Genomic DNA, 25,799 nt, shown 5'->3' with positions numbered 1-25,799 from the left:
GGGTCAGCCTCCGTGTACGTCGAACAGCGCATCGAGCGCGCCGAGGCTCGACGCGAACGGCGCGCATTCGCGAAAGCCCTGCTGCAGGAACGATTCGATGCGCGGGTAGAGCGCGATCGCGCGGTCGAGCTGCGCGTCGCGGCCGGGCGCATAGGCGCCGACCGCGATCAGGTCGCGATTGCGCTGGTAGCGCGACAGCATCTGCTTGAACTGCCGCACGCGGTCGAGATGCGTTTCGTCGATCAGCGCGGTCATCGCGCGGCTGATCGACGCCTCGATGTCGATCGCCGGATAGTGGCCGGCTTCGGCGAGCGCGCGCGACAGCACGATGTGGCCGTCGAGGATCGCGCGCGCCGAATCGGCGATCGGGTCCTGCTGGTCGTCGCCTTCGGTCAGCACCGTGTAGAACGCGGTGATCGAGCCGCCGCCTTCGGGCCCGTTGCCGGTGCGCTCGACGAGCGCGGGCAGCTTCGCGAACACCGACGGCGGATAGCCCTTGGTCGCGGGCGGCTCGCCGATCGCGAGCGCGATCTCGCGCTGCGCCATCGCGTAGCGCGTCAGCGAATCCATCAGCAGCAGCACGTGCTTGCCCTGATCGCGGAAATACTCGGCGAGCGACGTTGCGTACGCGGCGCCCTGCATCCGCAGCAGCGGCGACACGTCGGCCGGCGCCGCGACGACGACGGAGCGCGCGAGCCCGTCCTCGCCGAGGATCTGTTCGATGAATTCCTTCACTTCGCGGCCGCGTTCGCCGATCAGTCCGATCACGATCACTTCCGCGCTGGTGTAGCGCGCCATCGTGCCGAGCAGCACCGACTTGCCGACGCCGGAGCCCGCGAACAGGCCCATCCGCTGCCCGCGGCCGACGGTGAGCAGCGCGTTGATCGCGCGCACGCCGACGTCGAGCACGTGGTGGATCGGCTCGCGATCGAGCGGGTTGATCGACGGCGCCGACAGCGGCGCGTCGACCTTCGACGCGAGCGGGCCGAGGCCGTCGAGCGGGCGGCCCGACGCGTCGACGACGCGCCCCAGCATTTCCCAGCCGACCGGCAGCCGTTTCGCGCCCGCGAGCGGATCGGCGACGGGCGCGGCCTCCCGCGGCCACACGCGCGCGCCGGGCAAGACGCCCGCGACGTCGGTGGTCGGCATCAGGAACAGGCGATCGCCGGCGAACCCGACGACTTCCGCTTCCGCATGCGGCAGCGTGCTGCCGGGCGGCAATTCGATCGTGCATTCGGCACCGACCGACAGGCGCAGGCCGATTGCCTCGAGCACGAGGCCCGCGGCGCGCGTGAGGCGCCCGCACGGCCGCAGCGGCAGCGCGCGGTGGCTGCGGGTCGCGAGGCCGTTCAGGTGCGTGCGCCAGTGCGCGAGATGCGGATTGTGCGGCGCGCGCGGCGTGTCGGCCGCGGCGTCCGTTGCGTGCGCCGGCGCGCCGTGCGCGGTGCCGTGCGGACTCTCGGGGCCGAACGACGCGAGCGCGAGTTCGCGCTCGAGCGGCGTCATTCCGTCGTACAGGATCGATTCGGGCGTGGGCGTCACCATGCGCTCACCTTGCCGATCGCGGCGGCGACGCGCTGCCAGCGGGTGGGCAGCGTCGCGTCGACTTCGCCCGTCGCGGCGTGCGCGCGGCAGCCGCCGCGCTCGATCGACGCGTCGGTGCGCACGTTCCAGCCGAGCGTATCGAGATCGTCCTGCAGATAGGCCTCGACGACGGGCAGGTCGGCCGGGTTCACCGCGAGATGCGGCGCGCCGGACAACGCCGGTTCGGCGGCGAGCACGTCGCGCACGGCCGCGACGAGCGCGGCGGGATCGTGCTTCACGTGCTGGCGCACGACCTGCTGCGCGATGTCGAGCGCGAGTTGCGCGAGGTCGGACGCGAGGTCGTGCTCGGCGCTCGACACGGCTTCGCGGAACGACGCGGCGAGCGCCGCGAGCTGCGCGGCCTGTTCGCGGGCTTCGGCCTGGCCGGCCTCGAAACCCTGCTCGCGGCCCTGCTCGAAACCGGCCTGATAACCCAGTGCCTGGCCTTCGACGTGACCGGCCGCGTGGCCTTCGGCGTGCGCGGCATCGCGCACGCGCTGCAGTTCCTCGGCGAGCGCGGCGGCGGCCGCAGCCGCGTCGTCGGGCGGCGGCGGGGGCGGCGGCGGATCGAACGACGCCATCTCCCACCGCTGGTACGCGGTGAGGGTGCCGGCGCGGTCGCGCGCGGAATCAGACATAGGCGTCTTCCGCCTTGCCGCCGATCACGATCTGACCGCTCTCGGCGAGGTTGCGCACGATCTGCAGGATGCGGCGCTGCTGCGTCTCGACTTCGGACACGCGCACCGGGCCGCGCGCGTCGAGATCCTCGGCGAGCAGTTCGGCCGCGCGTTGCGACATGTTCGCGAGGAATTTCTGGCGCAGCGCGGGCGGCGCGCCCTTCAGCGCGATGATCAGCGTTTCCGACTCGACTTCCTTCAGCACCATCTGGATCGCGCGATCCTCGAGGTCGAGCAGGTTCTCGAACACGAACATCTGGTCGACGATCTTCTGCGCGAGGTCGGCGTCGTACTGGCGCACGCTTTCGAGCACGCCTTCCTCATGATTGCTCGTCATGAAGTTCAGGATCTCGGCCGCGGTGCGGATGCCGCCCATCGGGCTGCGCTTCAGGTTGTCGCTGCCGGACAGCAGGCCCGTCAGCACGTCGTCGAGCTCGCGCAGCGCGGCCGGCTGGATGCCGTCGAGCGTCGCGATCCGCAGCAGCACGTCGTTGCGCAGGCGCTCGGTGAAGCACGACGCGATCTCGGACGCCTGGTCGCGATCGAGGTGCACGAGGATCGTCGCGATGATCTGCGGATGCTCGTTCTTGATCAGTTCCGCGACGGCGGCCGAGTCCATCCACTTCAGGCCCTCGATGCCGCTCGTGTCGCTGCCCTGCAGGATCCGGTCGATCAGCACGCCGGCCTTGTCCTCGCCGAGCGCCTTGGTCAGCACCGAGCGGATGTACTCGCTCGAATCGAGCGACAGCGCGGTGTGCTGCTCGGCTTCCTTCGCGAATTCGTGCAGCACGTCCTCGACCTGCTCGCGCGTGACGTTCTTCAGCGCGGCCATCGCGGCGCCGATCTTCTGCACCTCGCGCGGCGCGAGGAACTTGAATACTTCAGCGGCCTCTTCCTCGCCGATCGACATCAGCAGCAGCGCGCTCTTGGTCAGGCCTTCAGCGTTCATCGGACACCCAGTTCTTCACGACGGTGGCGACGATCTTCGGATCCTGGCGGGCGATCGTGCGCGCGTAGTCGAGGTTGCGTTCGTAGCGGTTCTTTTCGTTCTCGAAGCCGAGCAGCAGCGGATCGGGCTCGTCCGGCTGTTCCAGCGCGGGCAGGCCGTCGAGCGCGACCGGGTCCTCCGGCGCCGCGAGCGCCGGCGCGGCCGGCTCGGGCGGCGGGAACGCGCGGCGCATCGCCGGGCGTACGAACATGAAATAGAGCGCCGCCGCGGCCGCCGCGATGCCGAGCCACTTCGCGGCTTCCTTCGCCATCGCGATCATGTCCGGCTGGCGCCACCACGGCAGGTCGGCGTACGGATCGTTGACGGTCGAGAACGCGCTGTTCACGACGTTCACCGAGTCGCCGCGCTTCTCGTCGTAGCCCATCGCGTCCTTCACGAGCTGCTCGATCTGCGCGAGCTTCGCGGGCGGCAGCGGCTGCATCGTCACGTGGCCCTTCGCGTCGGCGACCGGCTGGTAGTTGACGACGACGGCCACCGACAGCCGCTTCACGTTGCCCATCGGCTGCTCGACGTGACGGATCGTCTTGTCGAGCTCGTAGTTGGTCGTCTGGTCCTTGCGGTCGCTGACGGGCGTCGACTGCGGCCCGTTCTGGCCGTTGCCGGCGACGATCGGCGCGGAGGCCGGCTGCGGCGGCGTGTTGGACAGCGCACCCGGCACGCCCGACGCGCCGCCCTGCGCGAGTTCGGTCGCGCTGCTGGTCTGCTGGCTGCGGATCGCGGTCTGCTGCGGCGAGCCGTTCGGGCCGTAGCTTTCCGAGGTCTGCTCGAGCTTCGAGAAATCGATGTCCGCGCTGACTTGCGAGCGCGCGTTGCCGGTGCCGAAGATCGGCGCGAGGATCGCGTCGATGCGCTTCTGCGTGTTGTGCTCGACCTGCTGCACGTACTTGAGCTGGCTCGCGTCGAGGCCAGTGGCCGATGCGGTCTGGGTCAGCAGGTTGCCGTCCTGGTCGACGATCGTGACATTCTTGGCCGGCATGTCGGGCACGCCGGACGACACCATCCGCGTGATCGCCTGCACCTGGCCCTCGTCGAGCACGCGGCCCGGGTAGAGATCGACGAATACCGACGCGCTCGGCGCTTCCTTGTCGCGCACGAATACCGACGGCTTCGGGATCGCGAGATGCACGCGCGCCGTCTTCACGGCGTTGATCGACTCGATCGTGCGTTGCAGCTCGCCTTCGAGCGCGCGCTGGTAGTTCACCTGCTCGGCGAACTGGCTGATGCCGAATTTCTGGTTGTCCATCAGCTCGAAGCCGACCGAGCCGCCCTTGGGCAGGCCCATCGCGGCGAGCTTCAGGCGCGTTTCGTGCACCTGGTTCGACGGCACGAGGATCGCGCCGCCGGCGTCGGCGAACTTGTAGGGAACGTTTGCCTGCTGGAGCGCGGTAATGATCGCGCCGCCGTCGCGGTCCGACAGGTTGCTGTACAACACGCGATAGTCGGGCGTGCGGCTCCACAGCACGAGCGCGGTGATCGCGGCGATGGCGAGCGCGACGGCGATCACGAACGGCAGTTTCGGGTTGCCCTTCATCCGCGTGATGCCGGGGATGCGTTCCGCGAAGCCGCCGAACCCGAAGTCCGCGCCGGCGCCGCCTGCTCCCGGCAACGCGGCGGCCGCGGTGGCGCCTGGCACCGGGCTGGCGAGGCCCGTGCGGGCGTCGGGGTTGATCAGCGAGTTGGCCTGCGAATCCATGCGTGGAATTTCTCCGGAGCGGGACGACTGAGCCGCTCGGACGAGCGGACGGACAATGACACGATGCGATTATCGGGACCGGGGCCCGACTCCGATCGACCGAAAAGAGCGGGGTTTCCCCCGTACTTTCGCGGCTTTGGCGCGCGCCGCGCTGCTATCCTTTTTCGCGATCCGGCATGGTGCGCATCGTGCGGCGCCGCCGGACCGCCCGGTGCGTCCGGGTCTCTTCTCTCATATGTCTGGGGACAGCATGGCTGCCAACGTCAGCGGAATCGGTTCGGTGTTGCAACAGATGCAGGCGATGGCCGCGCAGGCGAGCGGCGGCGTCGCGAGCCCGACGGCGGCGCTCGCCGGTTCGGGCGCGGCGACGGCCGGTACGTTCGCGAGCGCGATGAAGGCGTCGCTCGACAAGATCAGCGGCGACCAGAAGCACGCGCTCGGCGAGGCGCAGGCGTTCGAGGTCGGTGCGGCGAACGTGTCGCTGAACGACGTGATGGTCGACATGCAGAAGGCCAACATCGGTTTCCAGTTCGGGCTTCAGGTCCGCAACAAGCTCGTGAGCGCGTACAACGACATCATGCAGATGTCCGTGTGACGCGACCGGCAACCGGGGACGGCCAGCCGCCGACGGGCATCCGCGGGCGGCCGACCGGCGACGGGCCGTGCGCCTAAAGCTTTTCAATTCCCTTCCGATAACTCTGGAACAAGGCCGCGTCATGCATTGCACGGCGGCGGCTACCGCATAGCCAACGCATCACAAGGAGAAGCGCATGTTTTCCCCAGGACACGCTGGAGCCAATGCGTACGCGCGTGTCGGCGTCGAGACGGGGGTGATGGGCGCCTCCCCGCACCGGCTGATCGCGATGCTGTACCAGGGCGCGCGCCAGGCCATCGCGCTCGCGCGCATGCACCTGCAGCAGGGCAACGTGCCCGCACGCGGCGAAGCGATCGGCAAGGCGATCGGGATCGTCGAGAGCGGCCTGCAGGCGTCGCTGAACCGCGACGCGGGCGGCCAGATCGCCGGGCGCCTCGACGCGCTGTATACGTATATCGGCCGGCGCCTGCTGGAAGCCAACATGCATGCCAGCGACGCGATGCTGGTCGAGGTCGACGGGTTGCTCGCGACGCTCGAGGAAGCGTGGACGGGCATCGCTCCGGAAGTCGCGCGCATGGCCGCGCAACAGGCGGCGGGCGCGGCACGATGAATCTCAAGGCCGAATACTTCGCTCGCTACGAGGCGCTTGCGGCCGTGTCGGGCCGCATGCTGTCCGCGGCGCGCGGCGCGCAGTGGAGCGCGCTGCCGGAGTTGCAGGCCGAATTCCTGCGTCTCGTCGACGGGCTGAAGGAGGCCCATCCGGGCGTCGCGCTCGACCAGGCGGACCTCGGCCGCAAGCTCGAGCTGATTCGCCGCATCCTCGCCGACGACGCCGCGATCCGCGACCTCGCGAGCCCGGACGTCGCACGGCTGTCCGCGCTGTTCGAGGCGCGGCGCTCGACCCAGGTATTGACCGATCTCTACCGCGCTCGCGGGTAGTGCCCGTTTGCCGGGGCGGCGGTTGCCGCATGCCCGGCTTCGCAACGATGTCGCTGAGGTGAGCAGGCTCCGATCATGACCGGTATCGACTCCGTTGCGGCCGCCCTGCTGGCGAGTCGCCTCGACAGCCTGCTGACCGGCCCCGTGATGGCGCCCGCAGGCGGCGGCGCGACCGCGCAGGTCGGCACGCCGGGCGCCGGCGCGTCGTCGCCGTCTTCGGCCGGGGCCCCGCCGGCGCCGCCGCCGGCATCCGCGCAGACCGCGTTGTCCGATGTCGCGCTCGTGCTCGACGCGATTTCGCGCTCGGGCGGCGTCGCGACACCCGTGATCGCCGGGCGCACGCCGCTGCTGGCCGATCCCGCCGTGTTGCTGAGCACGGCGGCGGCCGTGCCGCCGGACGGGCAGCCGACCGCCGGTCCGGCTGCGTCCGCCGCCGCGCCTTCCACCGCAACGCCCGCGTCCGACGTCGCGGCCGCGCGCGCTGCGGCGGCCGCGCCGCCCGTCGCGGCGCTGCGTGCGGCGCTCGCGCAGGCCGTCAGCGAAAGCGGCCTCTTTTACGAATCCCATCTCGCGCAGTGGCTGGCCGGCCAGCGCCCGCTCGCCGCGCTGATGCGCGAACCGCAGGCGCGGCTCACGACCGCGCCGGTGCAGCCCGCCCCGGATGCCGCGCAGCACGACGCGCCCGACGTGCTCGACGAACTGCTCGCGCAGCGCCTGCCGCTGCCGACGGCGGCGCGAACCGCTACGCAGCCGGGCGCGCCCGCGTCGGGCGGTGCGGTGCCGCGCGAGCTTGCACAGAACGCGGCTGCCGCCGCTCGGCAAGGTGCGGCGTCGGCCACGGCCGCGACGACCGACCCGCTCGGCGATCGCCCGGACGCGCGCTGGACGCCCGCGCGCGCCGAACTCGCCGCCGCGTCGGCCGATCCGCAGACGCAGACGCCGGCTCCCGTGCATCCTGCCGCCGTGCCGATCGTCCGGCAGCAGCTCGATGCGCTCGCGACCGATCAGTTCCGCTGGGCAGGCGAGGCATGGCCCGGCGCGCGGCTCGACTGGACGATCGAGCCCGACGATCCGGGCGGCCACGCGTCGCGCGGCGGCGACGACGCAGGCGACGGGATCGCATGGCGCACGCGGCTGACGCTCACGTTGCCGTCGCTCGGCACGGTCGACGCGGAGCTGGTGCTGAACGGCGCGCAGCTCGTCGCGCGACTGCGTGCGAATTCGGCCGGCGCCGACCGGCTCACGCGGAACGAGGCCGCGCTACGGCAGCGGTTCGAGGGATCGGGGCTGCAGCTCGGCGGACTGTCGATTCGTGCGGTCGGCGACGAACCGGACGGCTTCGACCCGCTCGTCGCGCAGGCGGCCGCCGCCGCATATGCGCGCAGCGCGGCCGGCGGCACGCCGGGCGCCGACGACGAGGTGCCGCGATGAGCATGACGTCCCGCAAGCGCGCGGCCGCGCTCGTCTACGATCCGAAGGGAGGCGATACCGCGCCGCGCGTGGTCGCGAAGGGGTACGGCCTGCTCGCCGAGATGATCGTCGCCCGTGCGCGGGATGCCGGGCTGTACGTGCATACCGCGCCGGAGATGGTATCGCTGCTGATGCAGGTCGATCTCGACGACCGGATTCCGCCGCAGCTTTACCAGGCCGTCGCCGATTTGCTGGCATGGCTGTACGCGCTCGATCGAACCGAGCCCGGGCCGGGCGACGCCGCCCCGCATTTTCCGCTACCGCCGCTGCGCCGCTGAGCGTTCGCCGCGCCGTTTTTCTTGCGAAATGCCGTCCCGGACTTTCGCGATCATTTCACCGGCATTTCTCTTTTATCGACCTGGATCGGCGTGCAATCTGCGCGCTTCGTCGGTTATCGCCGGATTGTCTTGTCGGCCCGGCGTGCGCCGGCAGATTGAGCGGCTGCATCATTTGTGTAATGATATCCATTCTCATTTTCATGTTATCCGGGCGGCGCATGTTTTCCGTGCGCCGCCCGTTGCTTTGAACGAATGGACACTCTCGCGTGAACGCGCCCGAAACGATCGCCCCGCCGCAGGCGGGCAGGCCCATCGCGGGCGTCACCGTGCTGCATCCGGCCGCACGGCCCCTGAGCGACGCCGAACTGGCGGCGCGCCGCCAGCGCTCGCGGCGCGCGACCTTCATCAAATGGCTGCGCAAGGTGCATGGCTGGGTCGGGCTCTGGGGCGCGGTGCTCGGGCTGCTGTTCGGCGTGACGGGCGTGCTGCTCAACCACCGTGCGCCGCCGCTGAAGATCCCGACCGGCGAGCCGCAGGTCGAGCAGATGCAGATCGCATTGCCGGACCCGGCGCCGAAGTCGCCGGCCGCGATGACGAAGTGGCTGCAGCACGAACTGCGCTTCGACGGCCGGCCGGGCCGCGTGCGCAAGGAGCCCGCGCAGCCGGTCGCCTGGGGCGACAAGCGCGTGATGCAGCCGGAGCACTGGCAGATGGGCCTGTTCGGTCCGCACCAGAACCTGCAGGCCGAATACTGGGTCGGCAACGGCTACGTATCGGTGAAGCGCACCGGCAATACGTTCCTGACGACGCTGAACAACCTGCATCGCGGCGTCGGCATGAATCTCGGCTGGGTGCTGCTGATGGACACGATCGCGGGTTCGCTGATCCTGTTGTCGCTGACGGGCGTGCTGCTGTGGACGGAGCTGAACAAGCGCCGCACGGCCGGCGTCGTATTGGTGGTCGGCTCCGTCGCCGCGGCGCTCGCCGCGGGTCTCGCCTGACGTCACCCTCGACGCGCGCCGGTTTCCTGCCGGCGCGGCCATGCGCCGCGGAGGCGACCGGCCTCAGAGGCCGCAGGTCGCGCCGCGGTTTGCCGCGATCTCGCGGGCGGCCTTCGCGCCCTCGACCTGCAGGATCGTCGGCAGCGACACGTTGTTCTTCGCGGCCGTGATCTCGGCGAGGATCGAGATCGCGATTTCCGGCGGCGTGCGGCTGCCGATGTAGATGCCGGCCGGCCCGTGCAGCCGCGCCAGTTCCGCCTCGCTCAGGTCGAATTCGAGCAGCCGCTCGCGCCGGGCCGCGTTGTTGCGTCGCGAGCCGAGCGCGCCCACGTAGAACGCGGGCGTCTTCAGCGCCTCCATCAGCGCGAGATCGTCGAGCTTCGGGTCGTGCGTGAGCGCGATCACGGCCGAACGCGCGTCGAGCTTCATGTCGAGCACCGTGTCGTCGGGCATCGTGTGCACGACGCGCGTGCCCGTCACGTCCCACGCATCCGTGTACTCCTCGCGCGGATCGCAGACCGTCACCTGGTAATCGAGCCCGACCGCGATCTGGCACAGATAGCGCGACAACTGTCCCGCGCCGATCACGAGCATCCGGTAGCGCGGCCCGTGGATCGTCACGAGCCGGTCGCCGTCGAACGCGAGCCCGTCGGTCGCCTGCGCGGGCGACAGCGACGCGCGGCCGGTCGCGAGCGTCATCGTGCGCGTGACGAGGCGGCCGGCCTCGACTTCCGCGCACAGCGCGGCGATCCCGCTGTCGGGCGTGAGCGGCTCCAGCACGAGCTGGATCGTGCCGCCGCAGGGTAGCCCGAAGCGGTGCGCTTCCTCGGCCGTCACGCCGTACTTGACGGCTTCCGGGCGTGCATCGGCCGCGATGCCGCTTGCGTGCACGCGGGCGATCAGGTCGTCCTCGATGCAGCCGCCGGACACGGAGCCGACCACCAGGCCGTCCTCGCGCACCGCGAGCATCGCGCCTTCGGGGCGGGGCGATGAGCCCCACGTCTTCACGACCGTGACGAGCAGCACGCGGCGCCCTTCGTCGAGCCAGCGCGCGCTGGATTTCAGTACATCGAGATCGACGCTTTCCATCATCCTGTTCCTGTTGCCGGACGGCCCGCCGGGCCGGGCCGTCGTTCGATGGCCGGATTATGAACCGCTCGGCGCGCGCGCGCTGGCAGCGTGCAAATCGTGTGGGCAAATCCGGACGATCGGGCAAGAAATCGCGACGATCGGGCAGCGATCGCGCGCGTGCGGGGCGTGCGTGCGGGGCGCGGCGGCGCCGATGGCCGGGCCGGCTCCGGCGGGGATGAGGCGCGCACGGGGCCGGTGACGGCCCGGCGTGGCGTCGTGCCGCTGCGCGCGGCGTGCGCGCGCAGCGACGGCGGTCAATGTGCGTCGTGCTGACCGTGCGCGAGCTTCGAGTGATGCCGCGAATACAGGAAGTAGATCACGAGGCCGATCACGAGCCAGATGCCGAACGCGGCCCACGTGACGGGCTGCAGGTTCAGCATCAGGAACAGGCATGCGCCGACCGCGAGGATCGGCACCACCGGCACGCCCGGGCAGCGGAACGCGCGCGGCAGTTCCGGGTGCGTGCGGCGCAGCACCAGCACCGCGATCGACACCATCGAGAACGCGGCGAGCGTGCCGATGTTGATCAGCTCGGCGAGCACGTTGAGCGGCACGAGCGCGGCGATCAGCCCGAAGAACAGGCCGACGAGCCAGGTCGTCAGGAACGGCGTCGCATAGCGCGGATGCACGCGCGACAGCGCCGCCGGCAGCAGGCCGTCGCGCGACATCGCGAAGATGATCCGCGTCTGGCCGTAGCTCATCACGAGGATCACGGTCAGCATGCCGAGCACCGCGCCGAGATCGATGAAGCCCGCGACCCACTTCTCGCCGGCGATCTGCAGCGCATACGAGATCGGATGCGACACGTTCGCGTACTGCGCCGACGGCACGATGCCGGTCGCGACCGCCGCGACCGTCACGTACAGCACCGCGCAGACCGCGAGCGACGCGATGATGCCGATCGGCAGGTCGCGTTTCGGATTCTTCACTTCCTCGGCCGCCGACGATACGGCGTCGAAGCCGATGAACGCGAAGAACATCACGGCCGCTGCGCCGAACACGCCGTTCCAGCCGTGCGGCATGAACGGCTTCCAGTTCGCGGGCGTGACGTGGAAGACGCCGACCGCGATCACGAGCAGCACGACCGACACCTTGATGAACACCATGACGTTGTTGATGCGAGTCGACTCGCGGATGCCGATCGACAGCAGCGTCGTGATCACCAGCATCACGAGGAACGCCGGCAGGTTGAACCACGTGACGACACCCGGGATCGCGCCGGGCGCGGCCGTCAGCACGGTCGGCAGCGTGAGCCCGAAGCCCTGCAGCAGCGATTGCAGGTAGCCCGACCAGCCGACCGACACGGCCGACGCCGCGAGGCCGTATTCGAGCATCAGGTCCCAGCCGATGATCCAGGCGACGAGCTCGCCGAGCGTCGCGTACGAGTACGTGTAGATCGAGCCCGCGACCGGAATCGTCGACGCGAATTCGGCGTACGACAGCGCCGCGAGGCCGCACGCGATCGCGGCGATCACGAACGACAGCATCAGCGCGGGGCCGGCCTGCACGGCGCCCGTCCCGGTCAGCACGAAGATGCCGGTGCCGATGATCGCGCCGATGCCGAGGAAGGTGAGGTCGATGGCGCCGAGCGCTTTCTTGAGCCCGGCGCCGTGCGCGCCGGCGATCATGCGATCGACGTTTTTCTTGCGGAAGAAGGACATTGCGGATGAGTTTCCAGCGCGCGCGAGCGCGGCGGCGCCGAGTGAGTGAAAACCCGTAATTTTAGCCGATTTGGCGTGGAAGACCCGCTGCGGCGCAGCGCTGCGCTCGGGAATCGTCCGATAAAACAAGTGCTTGTGTGCGGCGTTCGGCGCGCCGGGGCCGGCGTGGAGCCGGCCGGGTGCAGCGAGGACGAAGAATCAGGCGCCCGACGCGGGCGCCATGTCGACGAGCCGGTTGCTCATCACGTAGAACGTCAGTTCCGCATTGTTCGACAGCCGCATCTTCTCGAGCAGCCGCGACCGGTACACGCTGACCGTCTTCACCGACAGAGACAGCGTGTTCGCGATGTCGGTGAGGCGCTTGCCCGATGCGAGCATGCAGAGCGTCTGGTATTCGCGGTCGGACAGCTTCTCGTGCGGCAGCGGTTCGTTCTCGAACGACACGTATTCGGCGAGCGCCTCGGCCATCGCCGGGCTCACGTACTTGCGGCCGGCCGCGACCTGCTGGATCGCGCCGATCATCTGCGCGGCATTCACCGTCTTCGACAGGTAGCCGGCCGCGCCGGCCTTCAGCGCGCGCACCGCGTACTGGTCCTCGCGGTACATCGAGAACATCAGCACCGGCGCGCCCGGCAGCTTGCGCTTGATGCGCTTGAGCACCTCGATGCCATTCGTGTCCGGCAACGAGATGTCGAGCAGGATCACGTCGAAGGCCTCGCGGTCGACGGCCGCCACCGCATCGCTGCCGGTCTCGGCCTCGGTCACGTTACGCGCGATGCCGCGGTCGATCAGCAAGTGGCGGATCCCTTGACGGACGATCGCGTGATCGTCGACGAGCAGGATGTTCAGGCTCATGACGGCCTCACGAAAGCGACGCGCGGCGCGCGGCCGCCGGCACCGCGAACAGCGAGTCCCACGCGAAGCGCGCGGTGACGCGCGTGCCGCGGCCCGCTTCCGGTGCGCTCGCGTCGAAGCTGCCGCCGAACGCCTCGCAGCGTGCGCGCATCCCGGCGAGGCCGTAGCCGGTGCGCCGGCCACGCGCGAAACCGGTCCCATCGTCGGTGACGATCAGGGACATATGCGAGTCGTCGGTGTCGATCTGCACGTCGACGGACGTCGCGCGCGCATGCTTCGCGACGTTCGACAGCGCTTCCTGCGCGACGCGGAAGATCGCGAGCGCGCCGGCGCCGCCGAGTTGCGTGAGCCGTGCGTCGGCCGCGCAGACGAAGCTCGTGCGCAGGCCGGTGCGGGCCGTGTGGCTGTTGACCCACGCCGACAGGGCGCCGACGACGCCGCCGTCGAGTGCCGGCGTGTCGCGCTCGTCGATCAGCCGGCGGTTGGCGTCGGTGGCGGAGTCGAGCGCCTGCTGCGCCAGCTCGAGCGCGCGCAGGCAGCCGTCCGGCGCATTGGCCGGCAGCCACGTTTGAACGTTTGCGAGCGCGAAACGTGCGGCGGTGAGTTCGGCGCCGAGTCCGTCATGCAGTTCGCCGGCGAGATGGCGGCGGGCCGCCTCGTCGGCAACCATCAGCTGGAGGGACAGCGCCGCGATCCGGGCGGCGGACGTGTCGCGTTGGGGCAGGGCTTCGGCCAGGGGCGCGGCCGCGTCGCAGCCGTGCACGAGCGGCTGCGACGGGAACGGGGCATGAGCGCCCGTGGGCGCGTTGAGCGACGTATCCATGACTCTCCCTGCTGTCAGAAAGCGGTTCAGACACCGGCTGGCTGCGTGGATCGGCTGCCGTTTCGATGACGGCAGCCGCCAGAGAATCGCCCCGTGCCGAGGTAACAAAAGTTACATCTTGTAACGTTTGAGTCCGACCCTCCAATGGTCGCCCGATCGGCGACCACGCGGGGCGAATAATATCTCAAAAATTTGGAAAACGTCATGCTGGGCGGACATTTAAGGGTAAATGTGAATAATCCGAGCGAAGCTGTTGTAGGAAAAACACTGACGCGAAAGCACACGGATCGCCCGTATCCAAATGTAACGATTTGACATGAAATGATCGTGGCTTGTTACGAATTCGCCAAGTAGGGACGAAAAAAAACCGGAGCTTTTGCTCCGGTTCTTGATGTGGCACAAATTCGGGGTTCGATCAGTCCACGAATGCGCGTTCGATCACGTAGTGACCCGGCGCGCTGTTCTTGCCTTCGACCAGGCCGGCTTGCTTCAGCAGGTCCGTCGTGTCCTTCAGCATCGCGGTGCTGCCGCACAGCATCACGCGGTCGTTTTCCGGCGAGAACGCCGGCACGCCGAGGTCCGTGAACAGCTTGCCCGTCGCGATCAGGTCGGTGATCCGGCCCTCGTTGTCGAACGCCTCGCGCGTGACCGTCGGGTAGTAGACGAGCTTTTCCTTGATGATGTCGCCGAGGTACTCGTGGCCCGGCAGGTCGTGCTTGATGTAGTCCATGTACGCCAGCTCGCCCTTCAGGCGGCAGGTGTGCGTCAGGATGACCTTGTCGAAGCGTTCGTAGATGTCCGGGTCGCGGATGATCGACATGAACGGTGCGAGGCCCGTGCCGGTCGACAGCATCCACAGCGTCTTGCCGGGCAGCAGGTTGTCGGCGACGAGCGTGCCGGTCGGCTTCTTGCCGATCAGCACCGAGTCGCCCACCTTCAGGTGCTGCAGGCGCGACGTCAGCGGGCCGTTCTGGACCTTGATGCTGAAGAATTCGAGGTGCTCTTCGTAGTTCGGGCTGACGATCGAGTAGGCACGCGCGAGCGGCTTACCGTCGACCTCGAGGCCGACCATCGTGAATTCGCCGTTGTTGAAGCGCAGGCTCGGCTCACGGGTGCAGGTGAAGCTGAAAAGCGTGTCGGTCCAGTGATGGACGGATTGGACGGTGGCGGTGTCGTATTTGCTCATGGCTTTGAAAACGGACGCGCGTAGCGGACGCGTGTAACGGGCCCAAAAACGGGCAAAAAAACCGAGTGCGTCGGCCCGATCGCGGATCGGCCGGCCGGCGCGTCGGACACGCGCCTTCTCGATGACAGACGATTGAGGAACTCGTTATTTTACCCTGCTTGGGGCAGATGCGGGCTTGACCCGCGCGGCCGCGCGGATTTGGCGCAACGAAATCTTGCAACCGGCTTTCAGTGTTCGGCCGCGAGCTTCACGCCCAGAGCGACGAGCGCGGTGCGGGGCACAGCGCGCCGCGCTACCGCGTCACTGCGGATCGAGGCGCAGCCGCGCGATATACGGCAGGTGATCCGACAGCCACGCGGTTTCGCCGGACGGCGCCTGCCATTCGAGCGGCGTCAGCCCGCGCACGAACATCTTGTCGAGCGCGAGCGCCGGGGAGAACGCCGGGAACGTGCGGCCCGACTGGCCGAGCAGCGTCGCGACCTCGGACAGCCCGATCTCGCCGAACAGCGCGACCGAATCGTTGCGCCAGTCGTTGAAGTCGCCGGCGAGCACGAGCGGGTCGTCGCCCGCGTTGCGCACGATCCAGTGCGCGATCCAGTGCATCTGGCGCAGCCGCGCCGCGCGCGTGAGCGCGAGGTGCGCGCACAGCAGCGTGACGGGCCGTGCGCCCGCGAGCGTCGCGCGCGCGACCAGCAGTCCGCGGCGCTCGAAGCGGTGCGCGGAGATGTCCCAGCGGCCGCCGAGGTCGAGCGGATGCGGCGACAGGATCGCGTTGCCGTGCCGCCACGACGGCTTGAACACGTTCGGTCCGAGCGCGATCTGCCAGTCGAGCGCCTGCGCGATCTCGGTGGCCTGGCAGTGCCAAACGTCGTCGACCGCGTCGTCCATCGGCGCGCCGAAGCCGGGGGCGAGCATCGGGCGCGGCATGCGGCGCGCCATCGCCTCCTGCAGGAAATACACGTCGGCGTGCGTCGACTGCATCCAGTTGCGCATCGCGTTCCATGCGGTGAAGCCGAGCGGCGAGCGGCCCTTGTGCAGGTTCCAGCTGACCGCGGTGATTTCGTCGGGCGCGGCGTGCGGTTCGGCGAACGGCAAGGACAGGGCGTCGGCGGACATGGCGCTCAGTCCTTCGCGACGTGCGCGCGCACGCGGTAGACGAGATGCGGGCGCTGCTCGACGAGCGTCCAGTCGGTCCATGCATCGCCGCCGACCGACAGCCCCGGATGGCTCGCGACGATCTGCCGCGGCGACGCGGGCAGGCACGGATCGCTGCGCGTCGCGTTTTCGTCGTCGAGGGTTTCCTGCACGTCGAGCGCGAGCGATACCGTGTGCGCGGCGTCGTCGACGGTGAGCGGCGCGACCGTCACCGAGCGCGAGCGCTCGGTCGGCACGACGCGCGCGGCATTGCCGCAGCCGACGGGCACGGCGGACGGATAGCGATGGGTGTCGGTACGGGATTGACCCACGGTGGTGCGTTGCTGGAACGTGTCGATCGTCTGACCGTCGCGCACCACCTGGATCTCCCACGCGACGACGGCTGGTGCGGGGCTCTGCGCATGGGCCGCGAGCGCGGCGCTCGCGAGCAGGACGGCCAGGCCGTGTTTCAGCATGAAACTTCTCCGGAAACGCGGGGTAGCGGGGAACGGACGCACATCTTACGCCCGATCGATTTGGACGGTGGTGTGACAGGACGCATCGCCGCAGGTTCGCAGCACGATCCGGTCCTGATCAAAAGGTAGGTACGCGTCACGCGTTTTCAAGCGAAAAAGCGCGCGAATTCGGCGACGCTCGCGCGCTCGGTGACGAGGCGGTTCTCGATCGCGTCCGGGTCGGCATGGCCGAGCGACATTCCGCAGACGAGCTGCTCGTTGGCCGGCATGCCGAGATGCTCGGCGACGATCCGGTGGAACGGCACGAACGCGGCCTGCGGGCAGGTGTCGAGGCCCCGTGCGCGCGCGGCCGTCATCACGCCCTGCAGGAACATGCCGCAGTCGAGCCATGCACCGTGCGTCATCACGCGGTCGAGCGTGAAGAACAGCGCGACCGGCGCATCGAAGAAGCGGAAGTTGCGCGCGTGCTGCGCGTGCATGCGGGCCTTTTCGTCGCGGCCGATGTTTAACAGACCATACAGGTCCCAGCCGACCTTGCGGCGCCGGTCGATATACGGCGACACCCATTCGCGCGGATAGTAGTCGTACTCGGCGACGTATTTCTCGTCGCGCGCCGGATCGTCGTACGCGGCGGTGAGCGCCACGGCGAGTGCGTCGCGGGTCGCGCCGGTTGCAACGTACACGCGCCACGGCTGGATGTTGGTGCCCGACGGCGCGCGGCTCGCGGCTTCGAGGATCGCCTCGAGCGTGTCGCGTGGCACGGGTGTCGGCAGGAACGCGCGAATCGCGCGGCGCGACTTGAGCGCGGCGTCGACGGCGTGGATCGCATCGGTGTCGACGCGCGGGACGGCAGCGGGGATGGACATCGGCAACCCTTCGAGACGAAGCGCACGGCGCCGCGCGGGCGCCGTGGCGAGGCCGGCGCGGCGGCCGGTGAACGTTCGATCATACGCCGCGCGGCGCCGCCCTGCAGCGCGCGCGCAGTGTTAGCAGCAGACCGGGACGGCTGCTTGCTTGCACGCCGATGCGGGATCGCTACACTGAAATCGTAAGGGTCTGATGGTCGTGTGACGGTAGCGGTAGCGAGGTTGGTATGACGACGGCGATGGTGAAACAGGAACTGGCGGTGGCGTCCTTCAGCACGGTGTACGACCTCGAGCAGGTCGAGACCGCGTTGAACGACCTGAACGAGAGCGCGAGCGACGCACTGCGCGCCACCTACGAGCGCATGCTCAAGACCGGCAATCTGCGCTTTTGCGTGAAGCCGAACCGGATGCCGTCGTTCGACGAACTCGGCGACGCGCTGCCCAATTTCACCGAGCCGCTCGACGACGTGCGTAAGCAGGTCGCGCTGTGCCTCGAGACGGACGACCGGCTCGAACTCATGCCGATCCTGCTGCTCGGGCCGCCCGGTATCGGCAAGACGCATTTCGCGAAGGCGCTCGCGCAGTTGCTCGGCACCGCGTATCACTACGTGCCGATGAGTTCGTTGACGGCCGGCTGGATCCTGTCGGGCGCGTCGTCGCAATGGAAGAACGCGAAGCCCGGCAAGGTGTTCGATGCGCTCGTCAACGGCAGCTATGCGAACCCGGTGATCGCGGTCGACGAGATCGACAAGGCCGGCAGCGACGCGCAATACGACCCGCTCGGCGCGCTGTACGCGTTGCTCGAACACGATACCGCGCGCGCGTTCGTCGACGAATTCGCCGAAGTGCCGATCGATGCGGGCAACGTGATCTGGGTCGCGACCGCGAACGATGCGCAGGCGATTCCGGAGCCGCTGCTGAACCGGATGAACGTGTACGAGATCGCGCCGCCGGACGCGGCCGGCGCGCGCCGGATCGCGCAGACGATCTACGACGAGATCCGCACGTCGCACGCGTGGGGGCGGCGCTTCCCCGACACGCTCGACGACGACGCACTCGACGTGCTGGCCGCGACGCCGCCGCGCACGATGCGCCGTGCGCTGCTGCATGCGTTCGGCGCCGCGCGGCTCGACGGCCGCGACGTGATCGCACCGTCCGACATCCGCGCCGACGAGGGCGCGGCGAAGCGCCGGCCGATCGGATTCTGAGCCGGCGGCGTGCGCTTCGCCGCGACCTGTACGCGTCGCGCCCAGCCGCGCCGCGCGACGCGTACGGGCCGATACGGATGCGTCCGGCAAGCATGCGAACCGGGACGTACAATTCCCTTCTCTCCCCTTGATGCGTAAGCAACGCGAAACGTCATGGAGCAGATGGATTGTGTGGTGATCGGCGCGGGTGTCGTCGGTCTTGCGATTGCGCGGGAACTGGCCGCGCGCGGGCGCGAAACCGTCGTGCTCGAGGCGGCCGACGCGATCGGCACGGGCACGAGCTCGCGCAACAGCGAGGTGATTCACGCGGGGCTTTACTACCCGCGCGGTTCGCTGAAAGCGATGTCGTGCGTGCACGGGCGCGACCTGTTGTACGAGTTCTGCGAGACCCGTCACGTGCCGCACCGGCGCGTCGGCAAGCTGCTCGTCGCGACGAGCGCCGCGCAGGTGAAGCAGTTGAAGGCGATCGCCGCGCGCGCGGCGGAAAACGGCGTGCTCGACCTGATGCCGCTCACGCGTGCCGAGGCGCAGACGCTCGAGCCCGCGCTCGAATGCGCGGAGGCACTGTTCTCGCCGAGCACCGGTATCGTCGACAGTCACCAGTTGATGCTCGCGCTGCTCGGCGACGCCGAGCGCGACGGCGCGATGTGCGCGCTGAAATCCCCGGTCGAGTCGATCGACGTGCTGCGCGGCGGCCGCTTCGTGGTGCGTACCGGCGGCGACGCGCCGACCGAAATCGAGGCCGCGTGCGTGATCAACAGCGCGGGCCTCGGCGCGCAGGCGCTCGCGCGCCGCACGCGCGGGCTCGATCCGCGCTGGGTGCCGCCGCTCTATCTCGCGCGCGGCAACTATTTCAGCCTGTCCGGGCGCGCGCCGTTCTCGCACCTCGTCTATCCGATGCCCGACCGCGCGGGGCTCGGCGTGCACCTGACGCTCGACCTGGCCGGACAGGCGCGTTTCGGCCCGGACGTCGAGTGGGTCGATGCGTTGCGCTACGAAGTCGATCCGGCGCGCGCACCGGCGTTCTACGCGTCGATCCGCACGTACTGGCCGGGGCTACCCGACGACGCGCTGCAGCCGGCCTACGCGGGAATCCGGCCGAAGCTCGCGGGGCCCGGCGAGCCGCCGGCCGACTTCATCGTGCAGGGCGCGGCGCAGCACGGCGTGCGCGGGCTCGTGAACCTGTTCGGCATCGAGTCGCCGGGGCTGACCGCGTCGCTCGCGCTCGCGCAGCGCGTCGGCGACATGACGTCACATGCGTGACGCACGCGGCCCGCATTCGTGCGGGCCGGCCGTGTGAAATCCCTTATTTCCGGCATTTCGGCGCGCACATTCATTCGCTTGAGCGTTATTCTGTCGAACGGCCGTCGCCAGAACGGCTTTCAAACCGATAACGTTGGAGCGAGTCCCCCATGAAAACATCCCGTCGGAGTTTCCTGATTACGAGCATTGGTGCCGTGTCCGCGCTGGCGCTGTCGCGCGAAGCGCTGGCCGACGCGCCGATGCTGTCGGAAACGGATCCGGCCGCGGTGGCGCTCGGCTACAAGGCCGATGCCACGAAGGTCGACAAGACGAAGTATCCGAAATACGCAGCAGGCCAGGATTGCGCGGCCTGCATGCTGTATCAGGGCAAGAAGGGCTCGGCCTCGGGCCCGTGCGGCGCATTCCCCGGCAAGCAGGTATCGGCGAAGGGCTGGTGCAGCGCATTCACGAAGATGGGCTGACGTCCGCGGCGGCATCGTGCGATGCCGCAATGTGGCGAAAACCGCAAAACGCCCGCCATCGGACGATGGCGGGCGTTTTTTATGCTTGAAAACGGTTCCGTCGCTTTCTACACTCGCTGCAAACCAGCGCGCCGCGGCCCCCCGTGCGCCGCGCCACCCGATGGCGAATTCACGAGGACGAGGCACGCATGGCGACGATTGCGAATTCAACGAAAACGGTCCGGCCCGAGCGTGCGCTGAACCGGCGGGCCGTCGCGGCGGCCGTGATCGGCAACGCGCTCGAGTGGTACGACTTCACGGTGTTCGGCTTCATGACCGTCGTGATCGCCGAACTGTTCTTTCCGACGACCAGCGAATACTCGTCGCTGCTGCTGACCACCGCGACGTTCGGCGTCGCGTTCTTCATGCGTCCGATCGGCGGCATCGTGTTCGGCCTGTACGCCGACCGCGCGGGCCGCAAGGCCGCGCTGTCGCTCGTGATCCTGCTGATGACGGCCGGCATCTTCCTGCTCGCGATCGCACCGCCCTATGCGGCGATCGGCATCGGCGGCCCGATCCTGATCGTGCTCGGCCGCCTGCTGCAGGGTTTCTCGGCGGGCGGCGAATTCGGCAGCGCGACCGCGCTCCTGATCGAAGCCGCGCCGTTCTCGAAACGCGGTTTCTACGGCAGCTGGCAGATGGCGAGCCAGGCGGCCGCGCTGCTGATCGGCGCGCTCGTCGGCGCGGCCGTCACGCGCGGGCTGTCACACGACGCGCTGCGCAGCTGGGGCTGGCGCGTGCCGTTCATCCTCGGGCTCATGATCGGCCCGATCGGCTTCTACATCCGCCGTCATCTCGCCGATTCCGAAGCATTCCTGCATGCGCAGCAAAGCGCACGTCGCGCGACGCTCGGCGAAGTGTTCACGCGCCATCCGCGCGAGGTGCTGTGCGGGCTCGGCTCGGTGATCGCGCTGACGGTGACGATCTACGTGCTGATCAGCTATCTGCCGACCTTCGCGGTGAAGCAGCTGAAGCTGCCGTATGCGGAATCGTTCTACGCGGTGATTGTCGGCAACCTGCTGCTGATGGTGCTGTCGCCGGTCGCGGGCGCGTGGTCGGACCGCATCGGCCGCAAGGGGCTGTCGCTTTGGTCGCTCGTGCTGACGCTCGCGTTGATGTATCCGTTGTTCGCGTGGCTCGACGCGGCGCCGAGCATCGGGCGGCTGATCGCGGTGCAGGCCGTGCTGTCGGTGACGCTCGCCGGCTACTACGGGCCGTTCGGCGCGATGATCGCCGAGCTGTTCCCGGCCAACGTGCGCTCGACGGGGCTGTCGATCGCGTACAACGTCGCGGTGATGCTGTTCGGCGGTTTCGGGCAGTTCATCGTCACGTGGCTGATCAAGGTGACGGGCACGCCGCTCGCGCCGACCTATTACGTGATGGCGGGGCTCGCGCTGTCGATCGTCGCGGTCGCGTTCGTGCCCGCGCGCAGCGCGGATCTCGACGCCCCGGCCTGACGGCCGCATTGCAGCGCGACCATCATTTCGAAATCCGCAACGATGCGGGCTTTGGCCCCGAAATCGGCGCGGCGATCGTTCGCGCCCGCGGACGAATTGTTTAGTTGTCGAAGGAAACACGCGCGGGATGAACGAATTCGCCGCTAGCGCGCGCAGACGCACTTTTTGCGTGCGCGAGACATCCGCAAAAACCCGCGTAAATGCGTCTAGAAGAGTTTTTTCTCCAGCTTGTTGCAAAATCGCTAGCTCAAGTAATATCCGCGTACCCGGCCCCAGGGGGGACCGGTTCCGATCTGGAGACCTGGAGGAAACATGGAATACAACCGTCTGTTGCACACCCTGCGTGTTACCGCCATTGCAGGCGTGGCAGCGGCATCGCTCGGCGTCGCGGGTTCTGCATTCGCACAGATCCCGAACAAAACGCTCGTCTACTGCTCAGAAGGCAGCCCGGCGGGTTTCGATTCCGCGCAATTCACGACTGGCGTCGATTTCACCGCCGCCACGTTCACCGTCTACAACCGCCTCGTCGAATTCGAGCGCGGCGGCACCAAGGTCGAGCCGGGCCTCGCCGAGAAGTGGGACGTCTCGTCCGACGGCAAGGTGTACACGTTCCACCTGCGCCATGGCGTGAAATTCCACACGACCGACTTCTTCAAGCCGACGCGTGAATTCAACGCGGACGACGTCGTGTTCTCGTTCGAGCGCATGCTCGATCCGAACCAGGCGTTCCGCAAGGCCTACCCGGTGTCGTTCCCGTACTTCACCGACATGGGCCTCGACAAGCTGATCACGAAGGTCGAGAAGGTCGATCCGTACACCGTAAAGTTCACGTTGGCCGAGCCGAACGCGCCGTTCATCCAGAACATGGCGATGGAATTCGCGTCGATCCTGTCGGCCGAATACGGCGATCAGCTGATGAAGGCAGGCAAGGCCGCCGACATCAACCAGAAGCCGGTCGGCACGGGCCCGTTCATCTTCCGCAGCTACACGAAGGACGCGACGATCCGTTTCGACGGGAATCCTGATTACTGGAAGAAGGGCGCTGTGAAGCTGTCGAAGCTGATCTTCTCGATCACACCCGACCCGGGCGTGCGCGTGCAGAAGATCAAGCGCAACGAATGCCAGGTGATGAGCTATCCGCGTCCGGCCGACATCGCGACGCTGAAGGCCGACTCGGGCATCGACATGCCGTCGCAGCCGGGCTTCAACCTCGGCTACCTCGCGTACAACGTCGAGCACAAGCCGGTCGACAAGCTCGAAGTGCGTCAGGCGCTCGACATGGCGATCAACAAGAAGGCGATCCTCGAATCCGTCTATCAGGGCGCGGGCCAGGCCGCCAGCGCACCGATGCCGCCGACCCAATGGTCGTACGACAAGAACCTGAAGATGGCGCCGAACGACACCGCGAAGGCGAAGGCGCTGCTCGCGAAGGCCGGCTATCCGAACGGTTTCGACATCACGCTGTGGGCGATGCCGGTGCAGCGCGCGTACAACCCGAACGCCCGCCTGATGGCCGAGATGATCCAGGCCGACTGGGCGAAGATCGGCGTGAAGGCGAAGATCGTCACGTACGAGTGGGGCGAGTACATCAAGCGCGCACACACGGGCGAGCAGGACACGATGCTGATCGGCTGGACGGGCGACAACGGCGACCCCGACAACTGGCTCGGCACGCTGCTCGGCTGCGAGGCGATCAAGGGCAACAACTTCTCGCACTGGTGCTACAAGCCGTTCGACGAGCTGATCCAGAAGGGTCGCACGACGACCGGCCAGGACGCGCGCACGAAGATCTACATGCAGGCCCAGCAGATCTTCGCGCAGCAACTGCCGTTCTCGCCGATCGCGAACTCGACGGTCTACCAGCCGGTGCGCAAGAACGTGGTCGACATGCGCATCGAGCCGCTCGGCTATGCGCGTTTCGACGGTGTCAGCGTGAAGTAACCGACCTGGCCTAAGCTGTCGTCATTGAGAAGACCGGCTTGAAATCATCCGGCGGCGAGGGGCCAAAAGCCCCTCGTCGCCGGTCGCACATTTCCCACAAGAAAATACGAGTCGCATCATGTTCACATTCGTGTTGCGCCGCGTGGGGATGGTGATCCCGACCTTCATCGGCATCACCATCCTGGCGTTTGCGCTGATTCACCTGATACCGGGCGACCCCATCGAAGTGATGATGGGCGAGCGCGGCGTCGATCCCGCGATGCATGCGGAGGCGATGAAACGCCTCGGGCTCGACCAGCCGCTGCCCCTGCAGTACGTCCACTACATCGGCCGGGCGCTGCATGGCGACCTCGGCACGTCGATCATCACCAACACCAGCGTCGCGGGCGAATTCTTCGCGCGCTTCCCGGCGACCGTCGAGCTGTCGCTGTGCGCGCTCGTGTTCGCGCTCGCCGTCGGGCTGCCGGCCGGCGTGATCGCCGCGCTGCGGCGCGGCTCGGTCGTCGATCACGGCGTGATGGGCACCGCGCTCACCGGCTATTCGATGCCGATCTTCTGGTGGGGGCTGATCCTCATCATGGTGTTTTCGTCGTACCTCGGCTGGACGCCCGTGTCCGGGCGCATCGCGGTCGAATACGACTTCCCGCATCCGACCGGCTTCATGCTGATCGACGCGCTGCTCGCGCCGGACGAAGGTTCGTTCAAGTCGGCGGTCAGCCACCTGATCCTGCCCGCGATCGTGCTCGGCACGATCCCGCTCGCGGTGATCGCGCGGATGACACGCTCGTCGATGCTCGAAGTGCTGCGCGAGGACTACATCCGCACCGCCCGTGCGAAGGGGCTGTCGCCCGCGCGCGTGGTCGTCGTGCATGCGCTGCGCAATGCGCTGATCCCCGTCGTCACGGTGATCGGCCTGCAGATCGGCACGCTGCTGGCCGGCGCCGTGCTGACCGAGACGCTCTTTTCGTGGCCCGGTGTCGGCAAGTGGCTGATCGATGCGATCGGCCGCCGCGACTATCCGGTCGTCCAGGGCGGCATCCTGCTGATCGCGACGCTCGTGATCGTCGTGAACCTGGTCGTCGACCTGCTGTACGGCGTGCTGAATCCGCGCATCCGCCACACGAGGTAATTCCATGAGCAATCTGCAAAACACCCTGCCGAGCGAATCCGCGCCGGCCGGCGGCCGTGCGCTCGCGCTGCGCGAGTTCTGGGCCAACTTCTCGCGCAACCGCGGCGCCGTCGGCGCCGGCATCGTCGTGCTGGTGCTGATCCTGATCGCGCTCCTCGCGCCGCTGATCGCGCCGCACAGCCCGGTCGAGCAATACCGCGACTACGTGAAGATCCCGCCCGCATGGCTCGCGGGCGGCAACTGGCAGTTCATCCTCGGCACCGACGAAGCGGGCCGCGACATCCTTTCGCGCCTGATGTTCGGCGCGCGCATGTCGTTCTGGATCGGCTTCGTGTCGGTCGTGCTCGCGCTGATCCCGGGCATCGTGCTCGGGCTGGTCGCCGCGTTCTTCCAGAAATGGGCCGACACGCCGGTGATGCGCATCATGGACGTGCTGCTCGCGCTGCCGTCGCTGCTGCTCGCGGTCGCGGTCGTCGCGATCATCGGCCCGGGCCTCACCAACACGATGTTCGCGATCGCGATCGTCGCGCTGCCGGCCTACGTGCGTCTCACGCGTGCGTCGGCGCTCGGCGAACTGCAAAAGGAGTACGTGACGGCGTCGCGCGTGGCCGGTGCCGGCACGCTGCGCCTGATGTTCTCCCAGGTGCTGCCGAACTGCACGGCGCCGCTGATCGTGCAGGCGACGCTCGGCTTTTCGTCGGCCATCCTCGACGCGGCCGCGCTCGGCTTCCTCGGCCTCGGCGTGCAGCCGCCGACCGCGGAGTGGGGCGCGATGCTCGCGTCGGCGCGCGACTACATCGACAACGCATGGTGGATCGTGACGATGCCCGGCCTGTCGATCCTGATTTCGGTGCTCGCGATCAACCTGCTCGGCGACGGGCTGCGCGACGCGCTCGATCCCAAACTGAAGCGGATGGCCTGAC

General features: G+C 68.4%; 25 protein-coding genes. 13 read left to right on the top strand and 12 right to left on the bottom strand.

Annotation, left to right across the window (positions count from 1 at the left end):
- Positions 1–3: 3 nt before the first annotated feature.
- The 4 genes from fliI to fliF are packed head-to-tail and all read right to left on the bottom strand — an operon-like array spanning position 4 to position 4,963.
- Positions 4–1,545, bottom strand: coding sequence for a flagellar protein export ATPase FliI (gene fliI / locus HWX22_RS03245; protein ID WP_175910502.1), 1,542 nt, complete (start codon positions 1,543–1,545; stop codon positions 4–6).
- The gene (fliH, locus tag HWX22_RS03240) at positions 1,539–2,222 is read right to left on the bottom strand and encodes a flagellar assembly protein FliH (RefSeq protein ID WP_059819933.1); all 684 of its coding nucleotides are present in this window, start codon (positions 2,220–2,222) and stop codon (positions 1,539–1,541) included. The genes fliI and fliH overlap by 7 nt, the downstream gene beginning before the upstream one ends.
- A complete protein-coding gene (gene fliG, locus HWX22_RS03235) occupies positions 2,215–3,210 on the bottom strand; it encodes a flagellar motor switch protein FliG (RefSeq protein WP_059535009.1) in 996 nt (331 codons plus the stop codon). The genes fliH and fliG overlap by 8 nt, the downstream gene beginning before the upstream one ends.
- Complete coding sequence (gene fliF / locus HWX22_RS03230; RefSeq protein WP_059819932.1) at positions 3,200–4,963, bottom strand: flagellar basal-body MS-ring/collar protein FliF; 1,764 nt, start codon at positions 4,961–4,963, stop codon at positions 3,200–3,202. Before fliF ends, fliG begins: the two co-directional genes overlap by 11 nt.
- Before the next feature lie 250 nt (positions 4,964–5,213).
- Here fliF and fliE point away from each other — a divergent pair, with 250 nt between their 5' ends.
- The 6 genes from fliE to HWX22_RS03200 all read left to right on the top strand — a co-directional run bounded on the left by fliE (position 5,214) and on the right by HWX22_RS03200 (position 9,246).
- Positions 5,214–5,558 (top strand): flagellar hook-basal body complex protein FliE, encoded by a 345-nt coding sequence (fliE, locus tag HWX22_RS03225; protein ID WP_059448462.1) that lies wholly within the window; start codon positions 5,214–5,216, stop codon positions 5,556–5,558.
- A gap of 175 nt (positions 5,559–5,733) precedes the next feature.
- Entirely contained in the window at positions 5,734–6,168 is a 435-nt protein-coding gene (fliS, locus tag HWX22_RS03220) for a flagellar export chaperone FliS (RefSeq protein ID WP_059819931.1), read from the top strand.
- Positions 6,165–6,497: a flagellar protein FliT gene (locus tag HWX22_RS03215; protein WP_175910504.1), complete on the top strand. Its 333-nt coding sequence runs from the start codon at positions 6,165–6,167 to the stop codon at positions 6,495–6,497. Before fliS ends, HWX22_RS03215 begins: the two co-directional genes overlap by 4 nt.
- Positions 6,498–6,572: 75 nt before the next feature.
- Complete coding sequence (locus HWX22_RS03210) at positions 6,573–7,928, top strand: flagellar hook-length control protein FliK (RefSeq protein WP_175915031.1); 1,356 nt, start codon at positions 6,573–6,575, stop codon at positions 7,926–7,928.
- On the top strand, positions 7,925–8,245 hold the full coding sequence (locus HWX22_RS03205; protein WP_059535017.1) for an EscU/YscU/HrcU family type III secretion system export apparatus switch protein: 321 nt from the start codon (positions 7,925–7,927) through the stop codon (positions 8,243–8,245). Before HWX22_RS03210 ends, HWX22_RS03205 begins: the two co-directional genes overlap by 4 nt.
- 266 nt (positions 8,246–8,511) lie before the next feature.
- The gene (locus HWX22_RS03200; protein ID WP_175915030.1) at positions 8,512–9,246 is read left to right on the top strand and encodes a PepSY-associated TM helix domain-containing protein; all 735 of its coding nucleotides are present in this window, start codon (positions 8,512–8,514) and stop codon (positions 9,244–9,246) included.
- Between the two features lie 63 nt (positions 9,247–9,309).
- Here the strand turns inward: HWX22_RS03200 and HWX22_RS03195 are convergent, their stop codons facing one another.
- The 8 genes from HWX22_RS03195 to HWX22_RS03160 form a co-directional block, all read right to left on the bottom strand.
- Entirely contained in the window at positions 9,310–10,335 is a 1,026-nt protein-coding gene (locus tag HWX22_RS03195; RefSeq protein WP_175915029.1) for an XdhC family protein, read from the bottom strand.
- Between the two features lie 296 nt (positions 10,336–10,631).
- The gene (locus HWX22_RS03190) at positions 10,632–12,038 is read right to left on the bottom strand and encodes an amino acid permease (protein WP_175910510.1); all 1,407 of its coding nucleotides are present in this window, start codon (positions 12,036–12,038) and stop codon (positions 10,632–10,634) included.
- Positions 12,039–12,236: 198 nt separating this feature from the next.
- Positions 12,237–12,893 carry a response regulator transcription factor RqpR gene (gene rqpR / locus HWX22_RS03185; protein WP_059468587.1) on the bottom strand — a complete coding sequence of 219 codons (657 nt, stop codon included), beginning with the start codon at positions 12,891–12,893 and terminating at the stop codon, positions 12,237–12,239.
- 7 nt (positions 12,894–12,900) lie between these two features.
- Positions 12,901–13,716 (bottom strand): quorum system sensor histidine kinase RqpS, encoded by an 816-nt coding sequence (gene rqpS, locus HWX22_RS03180; RefSeq protein WP_175915028.1) that lies wholly within the window; start codon positions 13,714–13,716, stop codon positions 12,901–12,903.
- Between the two features lie 415 nt (positions 13,717–14,131).
- On the bottom strand, positions 14,132–14,902 hold the full coding sequence (locus tag HWX22_RS03175) for a ferredoxin--NADP reductase (protein ID WP_059535031.1): 771 nt from the start codon (positions 14,900–14,902) through the stop codon (positions 14,132–14,134).
- A gap of 300 nt (positions 14,903–15,202) precedes the next feature.
- Positions 15,203–16,018, bottom strand: a complete 816-nt coding sequence (locus HWX22_RS03170; protein WP_059448471.1) for an endonuclease/exonuclease/phosphatase family protein — start codon at positions 16,016–16,018, stop codon at positions 15,203–15,205.
- A 5-nt stretch (positions 16,019–16,023) separates the two neighbouring features.
- Positions 16,024–16,512: a hypothetical protein gene (locus tag HWX22_RS03165; protein ID WP_059819924.1), complete on the bottom strand. Its 489-nt coding sequence runs from the start codon at positions 16,510–16,512 to the stop codon at positions 16,024–16,026.
- A gap of 146 nt (positions 16,513–16,658) precedes the next feature.
- Positions 16,659–17,378 carry a nitroreductase gene (locus HWX22_RS03160; protein WP_175915027.1) on the bottom strand — a complete coding sequence of 240 codons (720 nt, stop codon included), beginning with the start codon at positions 17,376–17,378 and terminating at the stop codon, positions 16,659–16,661.
- Between the two features lie 227 nt (positions 17,379–17,605).
- On the opposite strand from HWX22_RS03160, the gene HWX22_RS03155 reads away from it, so the two are divergent.
- The 7 genes from HWX22_RS03155 to HWX22_RS03125 all read left to right on the top strand — a co-directional run bounded on the left by HWX22_RS03155 (position 17,606) and on the right by HWX22_RS03125 (position 25,798).
- Positions 17,606–18,586 carry an AAA family ATPase gene (locus HWX22_RS03155; protein ID WP_057924566.1) on the top strand — a complete coding sequence of 327 codons (981 nt, stop codon included), beginning with the start codon at positions 17,606–17,608 and terminating at the stop codon, positions 18,584–18,586.
- 153 nt (positions 18,587–18,739) lie between these two features.
- Positions 18,740–19,849 (top strand): NAD(P)/FAD-dependent oxidoreductase, encoded by a 1,110-nt coding sequence (locus tag HWX22_RS03150; protein ID WP_059691950.1) that lies wholly within the window; start codon positions 18,740–18,742, stop codon positions 19,847–19,849.
- A 149-nt stretch (positions 19,850–19,998) separates the two neighbouring features.
- Positions 19,999–20,310 carry a high-potential iron-sulfur protein gene (locus HWX22_RS03145; protein ID WP_059535040.1) on the top strand — a complete coding sequence of 104 codons (312 nt, stop codon included), beginning with the start codon at positions 19,999–20,001 and terminating at the stop codon, positions 20,308–20,310.
- 188 nt (positions 20,311–20,498) lie between these two features.
- A complete protein-coding gene (locus tag HWX22_RS03140; RefSeq protein WP_059703177.1) occupies positions 20,499–21,806 on the top strand; it encodes an MFS transporter in 1,308 nt (435 codons plus the stop codon).
- Positions 21,807–22,118: 312 nt separating this feature from the next.
- Positions 22,119–23,747: an ABC transporter substrate-binding protein gene (locus tag HWX22_RS03135; protein ID WP_059535044.1), complete on the top strand. Its 1,629-nt coding sequence runs from the start codon at positions 22,119–22,121 to the stop codon at positions 23,745–23,747.
- 118 nt (positions 23,748–23,865) lie between these two features.
- On the top strand, positions 23,866–24,876 hold the full coding sequence (locus HWX22_RS03130) for an ABC transporter permease subunit (RefSeq protein WP_059691952.1): 1,011 nt from the start codon (positions 23,866–23,868) through the stop codon (positions 24,874–24,876).
- Positions 24,877–24,880: 4 nt separating this feature from the next.
- On the top strand, positions 24,881–25,798 hold the full coding sequence (locus tag HWX22_RS03125) for an ABC transporter permease subunit (RefSeq protein WP_175915026.1): 918 nt from the start codon (positions 24,881–24,883) through the stop codon (positions 25,796–25,798).
- The last annotated feature ends 1 nt before the right edge of the window (position 25,799 follow it).

This window comes from Burkholderia sp. BCC1638 (assembly GCF_902833195.1).
Taxonomy (GTDB): domain Bacteria; phylum Pseudomonadota; class Gammaproteobacteria; order Burkholderiales; family Burkholderiaceae; genus Burkholderia; species Burkholderia diffusa.
Note: the sequence above shows the minus strand (reverse complement) of the source record. Positions and strands in the feature narration are given on the sequence as shown.

Coding starts and splice junctions, on each gene's coding strand:
- fliI (WP_175910502.1), bottom strand. CDS start 1,545: ATGGTGACGCCCACGCCCGAATCGATCCTGTACGACGGAATGACGCCG.
- fliH (WP_059819933.1), bottom strand. CDS start 2,222: ATGTCTGATTCCGCGCGCGACCGCGCCGGCACCCTCACCGCGTACCAG.
- fliG (WP_059535009.1), bottom strand. CDS start 3,210: ATGAACGCTGAAGGCCTGACCAAGAGCGCGCTGCTGCTGATGTCGATC.
- fliF (WP_059819932.1), bottom strand. CDS start 4,963: ATGGATTCGCAGGCCAACTCGCTGATCAACCCCGACGCCCGCACGGGC.
- fliE (WP_059448462.1), top strand. CDS start 5,214: ATGGCTGCCAACGTCAGCGGAATCGGTTCGGTGTTGCAACAGATGCAG.
- fliS (WP_059819931.1), top strand. CDS start 5,734: ATGTTTTCCCCAGGACACGCTGGAGCCAATGCGTACGCGCGTGTCGGC.
- HWX22_RS03215 (WP_175910504.1), top strand. CDS start 6,165: ATGAATCTCAAGGCCGAATACTTCGCTCGCTACGAGGCGCTTGCGGCC.
- HWX22_RS03210 (WP_175915031.1), top strand. CDS start 6,573: ATGACCGGTATCGACTCCGTTGCGGCCGCCCTGCTGGCGAGTCGCCTC.
- HWX22_RS03205 (WP_059535017.1), top strand. CDS start 7,925: ATGAGCATGACGTCCCGCAAGCGCGCGGCCGCGCTCGTCTACGATCCG.
- HWX22_RS03195 (WP_175915029.1), bottom strand. CDS start 10,335: ATGGAAAGCGTCGATCTCGATGTACTGAAATCCAGCGCGCGCTGGCTC.
- HWX22_RS03190 (WP_175910510.1), bottom strand. CDS start 12,038: ATGTCCTTCTTCCGCAAGAAAAACGTCGATCGCATGATCGCCGGCGCG.
- rqpR (WP_059468587.1), bottom strand. CDS start 12,893: ATGAGCCTGAACATCCTGCTCGTCGACGATCACGCGATCGTCCGTCAA.
- rqpS (WP_175915028.1), bottom strand. CDS start 13,716: ATGGATACGTCGCTCAACGCGCCCACGGGCGCTCATGCCCCGTTCCCG.
- HWX22_RS03175 (WP_059535031.1), bottom strand. CDS start 14,902: ATGAGCAAATACGACACCGCCACCGTCCAATCCGTCCATCACTGGACC.
- HWX22_RS03170 (WP_059448471.1), bottom strand. CDS start 16,018: ATGTCCGCCGACGCCCTGTCCTTGCCGTTCGCCGAACCGCACGCCGCG.
- HWX22_RS03165 (WP_059819924.1), bottom strand. CDS start 16,512: ATGCTGAAACACGGCCTGGCCGTCCTGCTCGCGAGCGCCGCGCTCGCG.
- HWX22_RS03160 (WP_175915027.1), bottom strand. CDS start 17,378: ATGTCCATCCCCGCTGCCGTCCCGCGCGTCGACACCGATGCGATCCAC.
- HWX22_RS03155 (WP_057924566.1), top strand. CDS start 17,606: ATGACGACGGCGATGGTGAAACAGGAACTGGCGGTGGCGTCCTTCAGC.
- HWX22_RS03150 (WP_059691950.1), top strand. CDS start 18,740: ATGGAGCAGATGGATTGTGTGGTGATCGGCGCGGGTGTCGTCGGTCTT.
- HWX22_RS03145 (WP_059535040.1), top strand. CDS start 19,999: ATGAAAACATCCCGTCGGAGTTTCCTGATTACGAGCATTGGTGCCGTG.
- HWX22_RS03140 (WP_059703177.1), top strand. CDS start 20,499: ATGGCGACGATTGCGAATTCAACGAAAACGGTCCGGCCCGAGCGTGCG.
- HWX22_RS03135 (WP_059535044.1), top strand. CDS start 22,119: ATGGAATACAACCGTCTGTTGCACACCCTGCGTGTTACCGCCATTGCA.
- HWX22_RS03130 (WP_059691952.1), top strand. CDS start 23,866: ATGTTCACATTCGTGTTGCGCCGCGTGGGGATGGTGATCCCGACCTTC.
- HWX22_RS03125 (WP_175915026.1), top strand. CDS start 24,881: ATGAGCAATCTGCAAAACACCCTGCCGAGCGAATCCGCGCCGGCCGGC.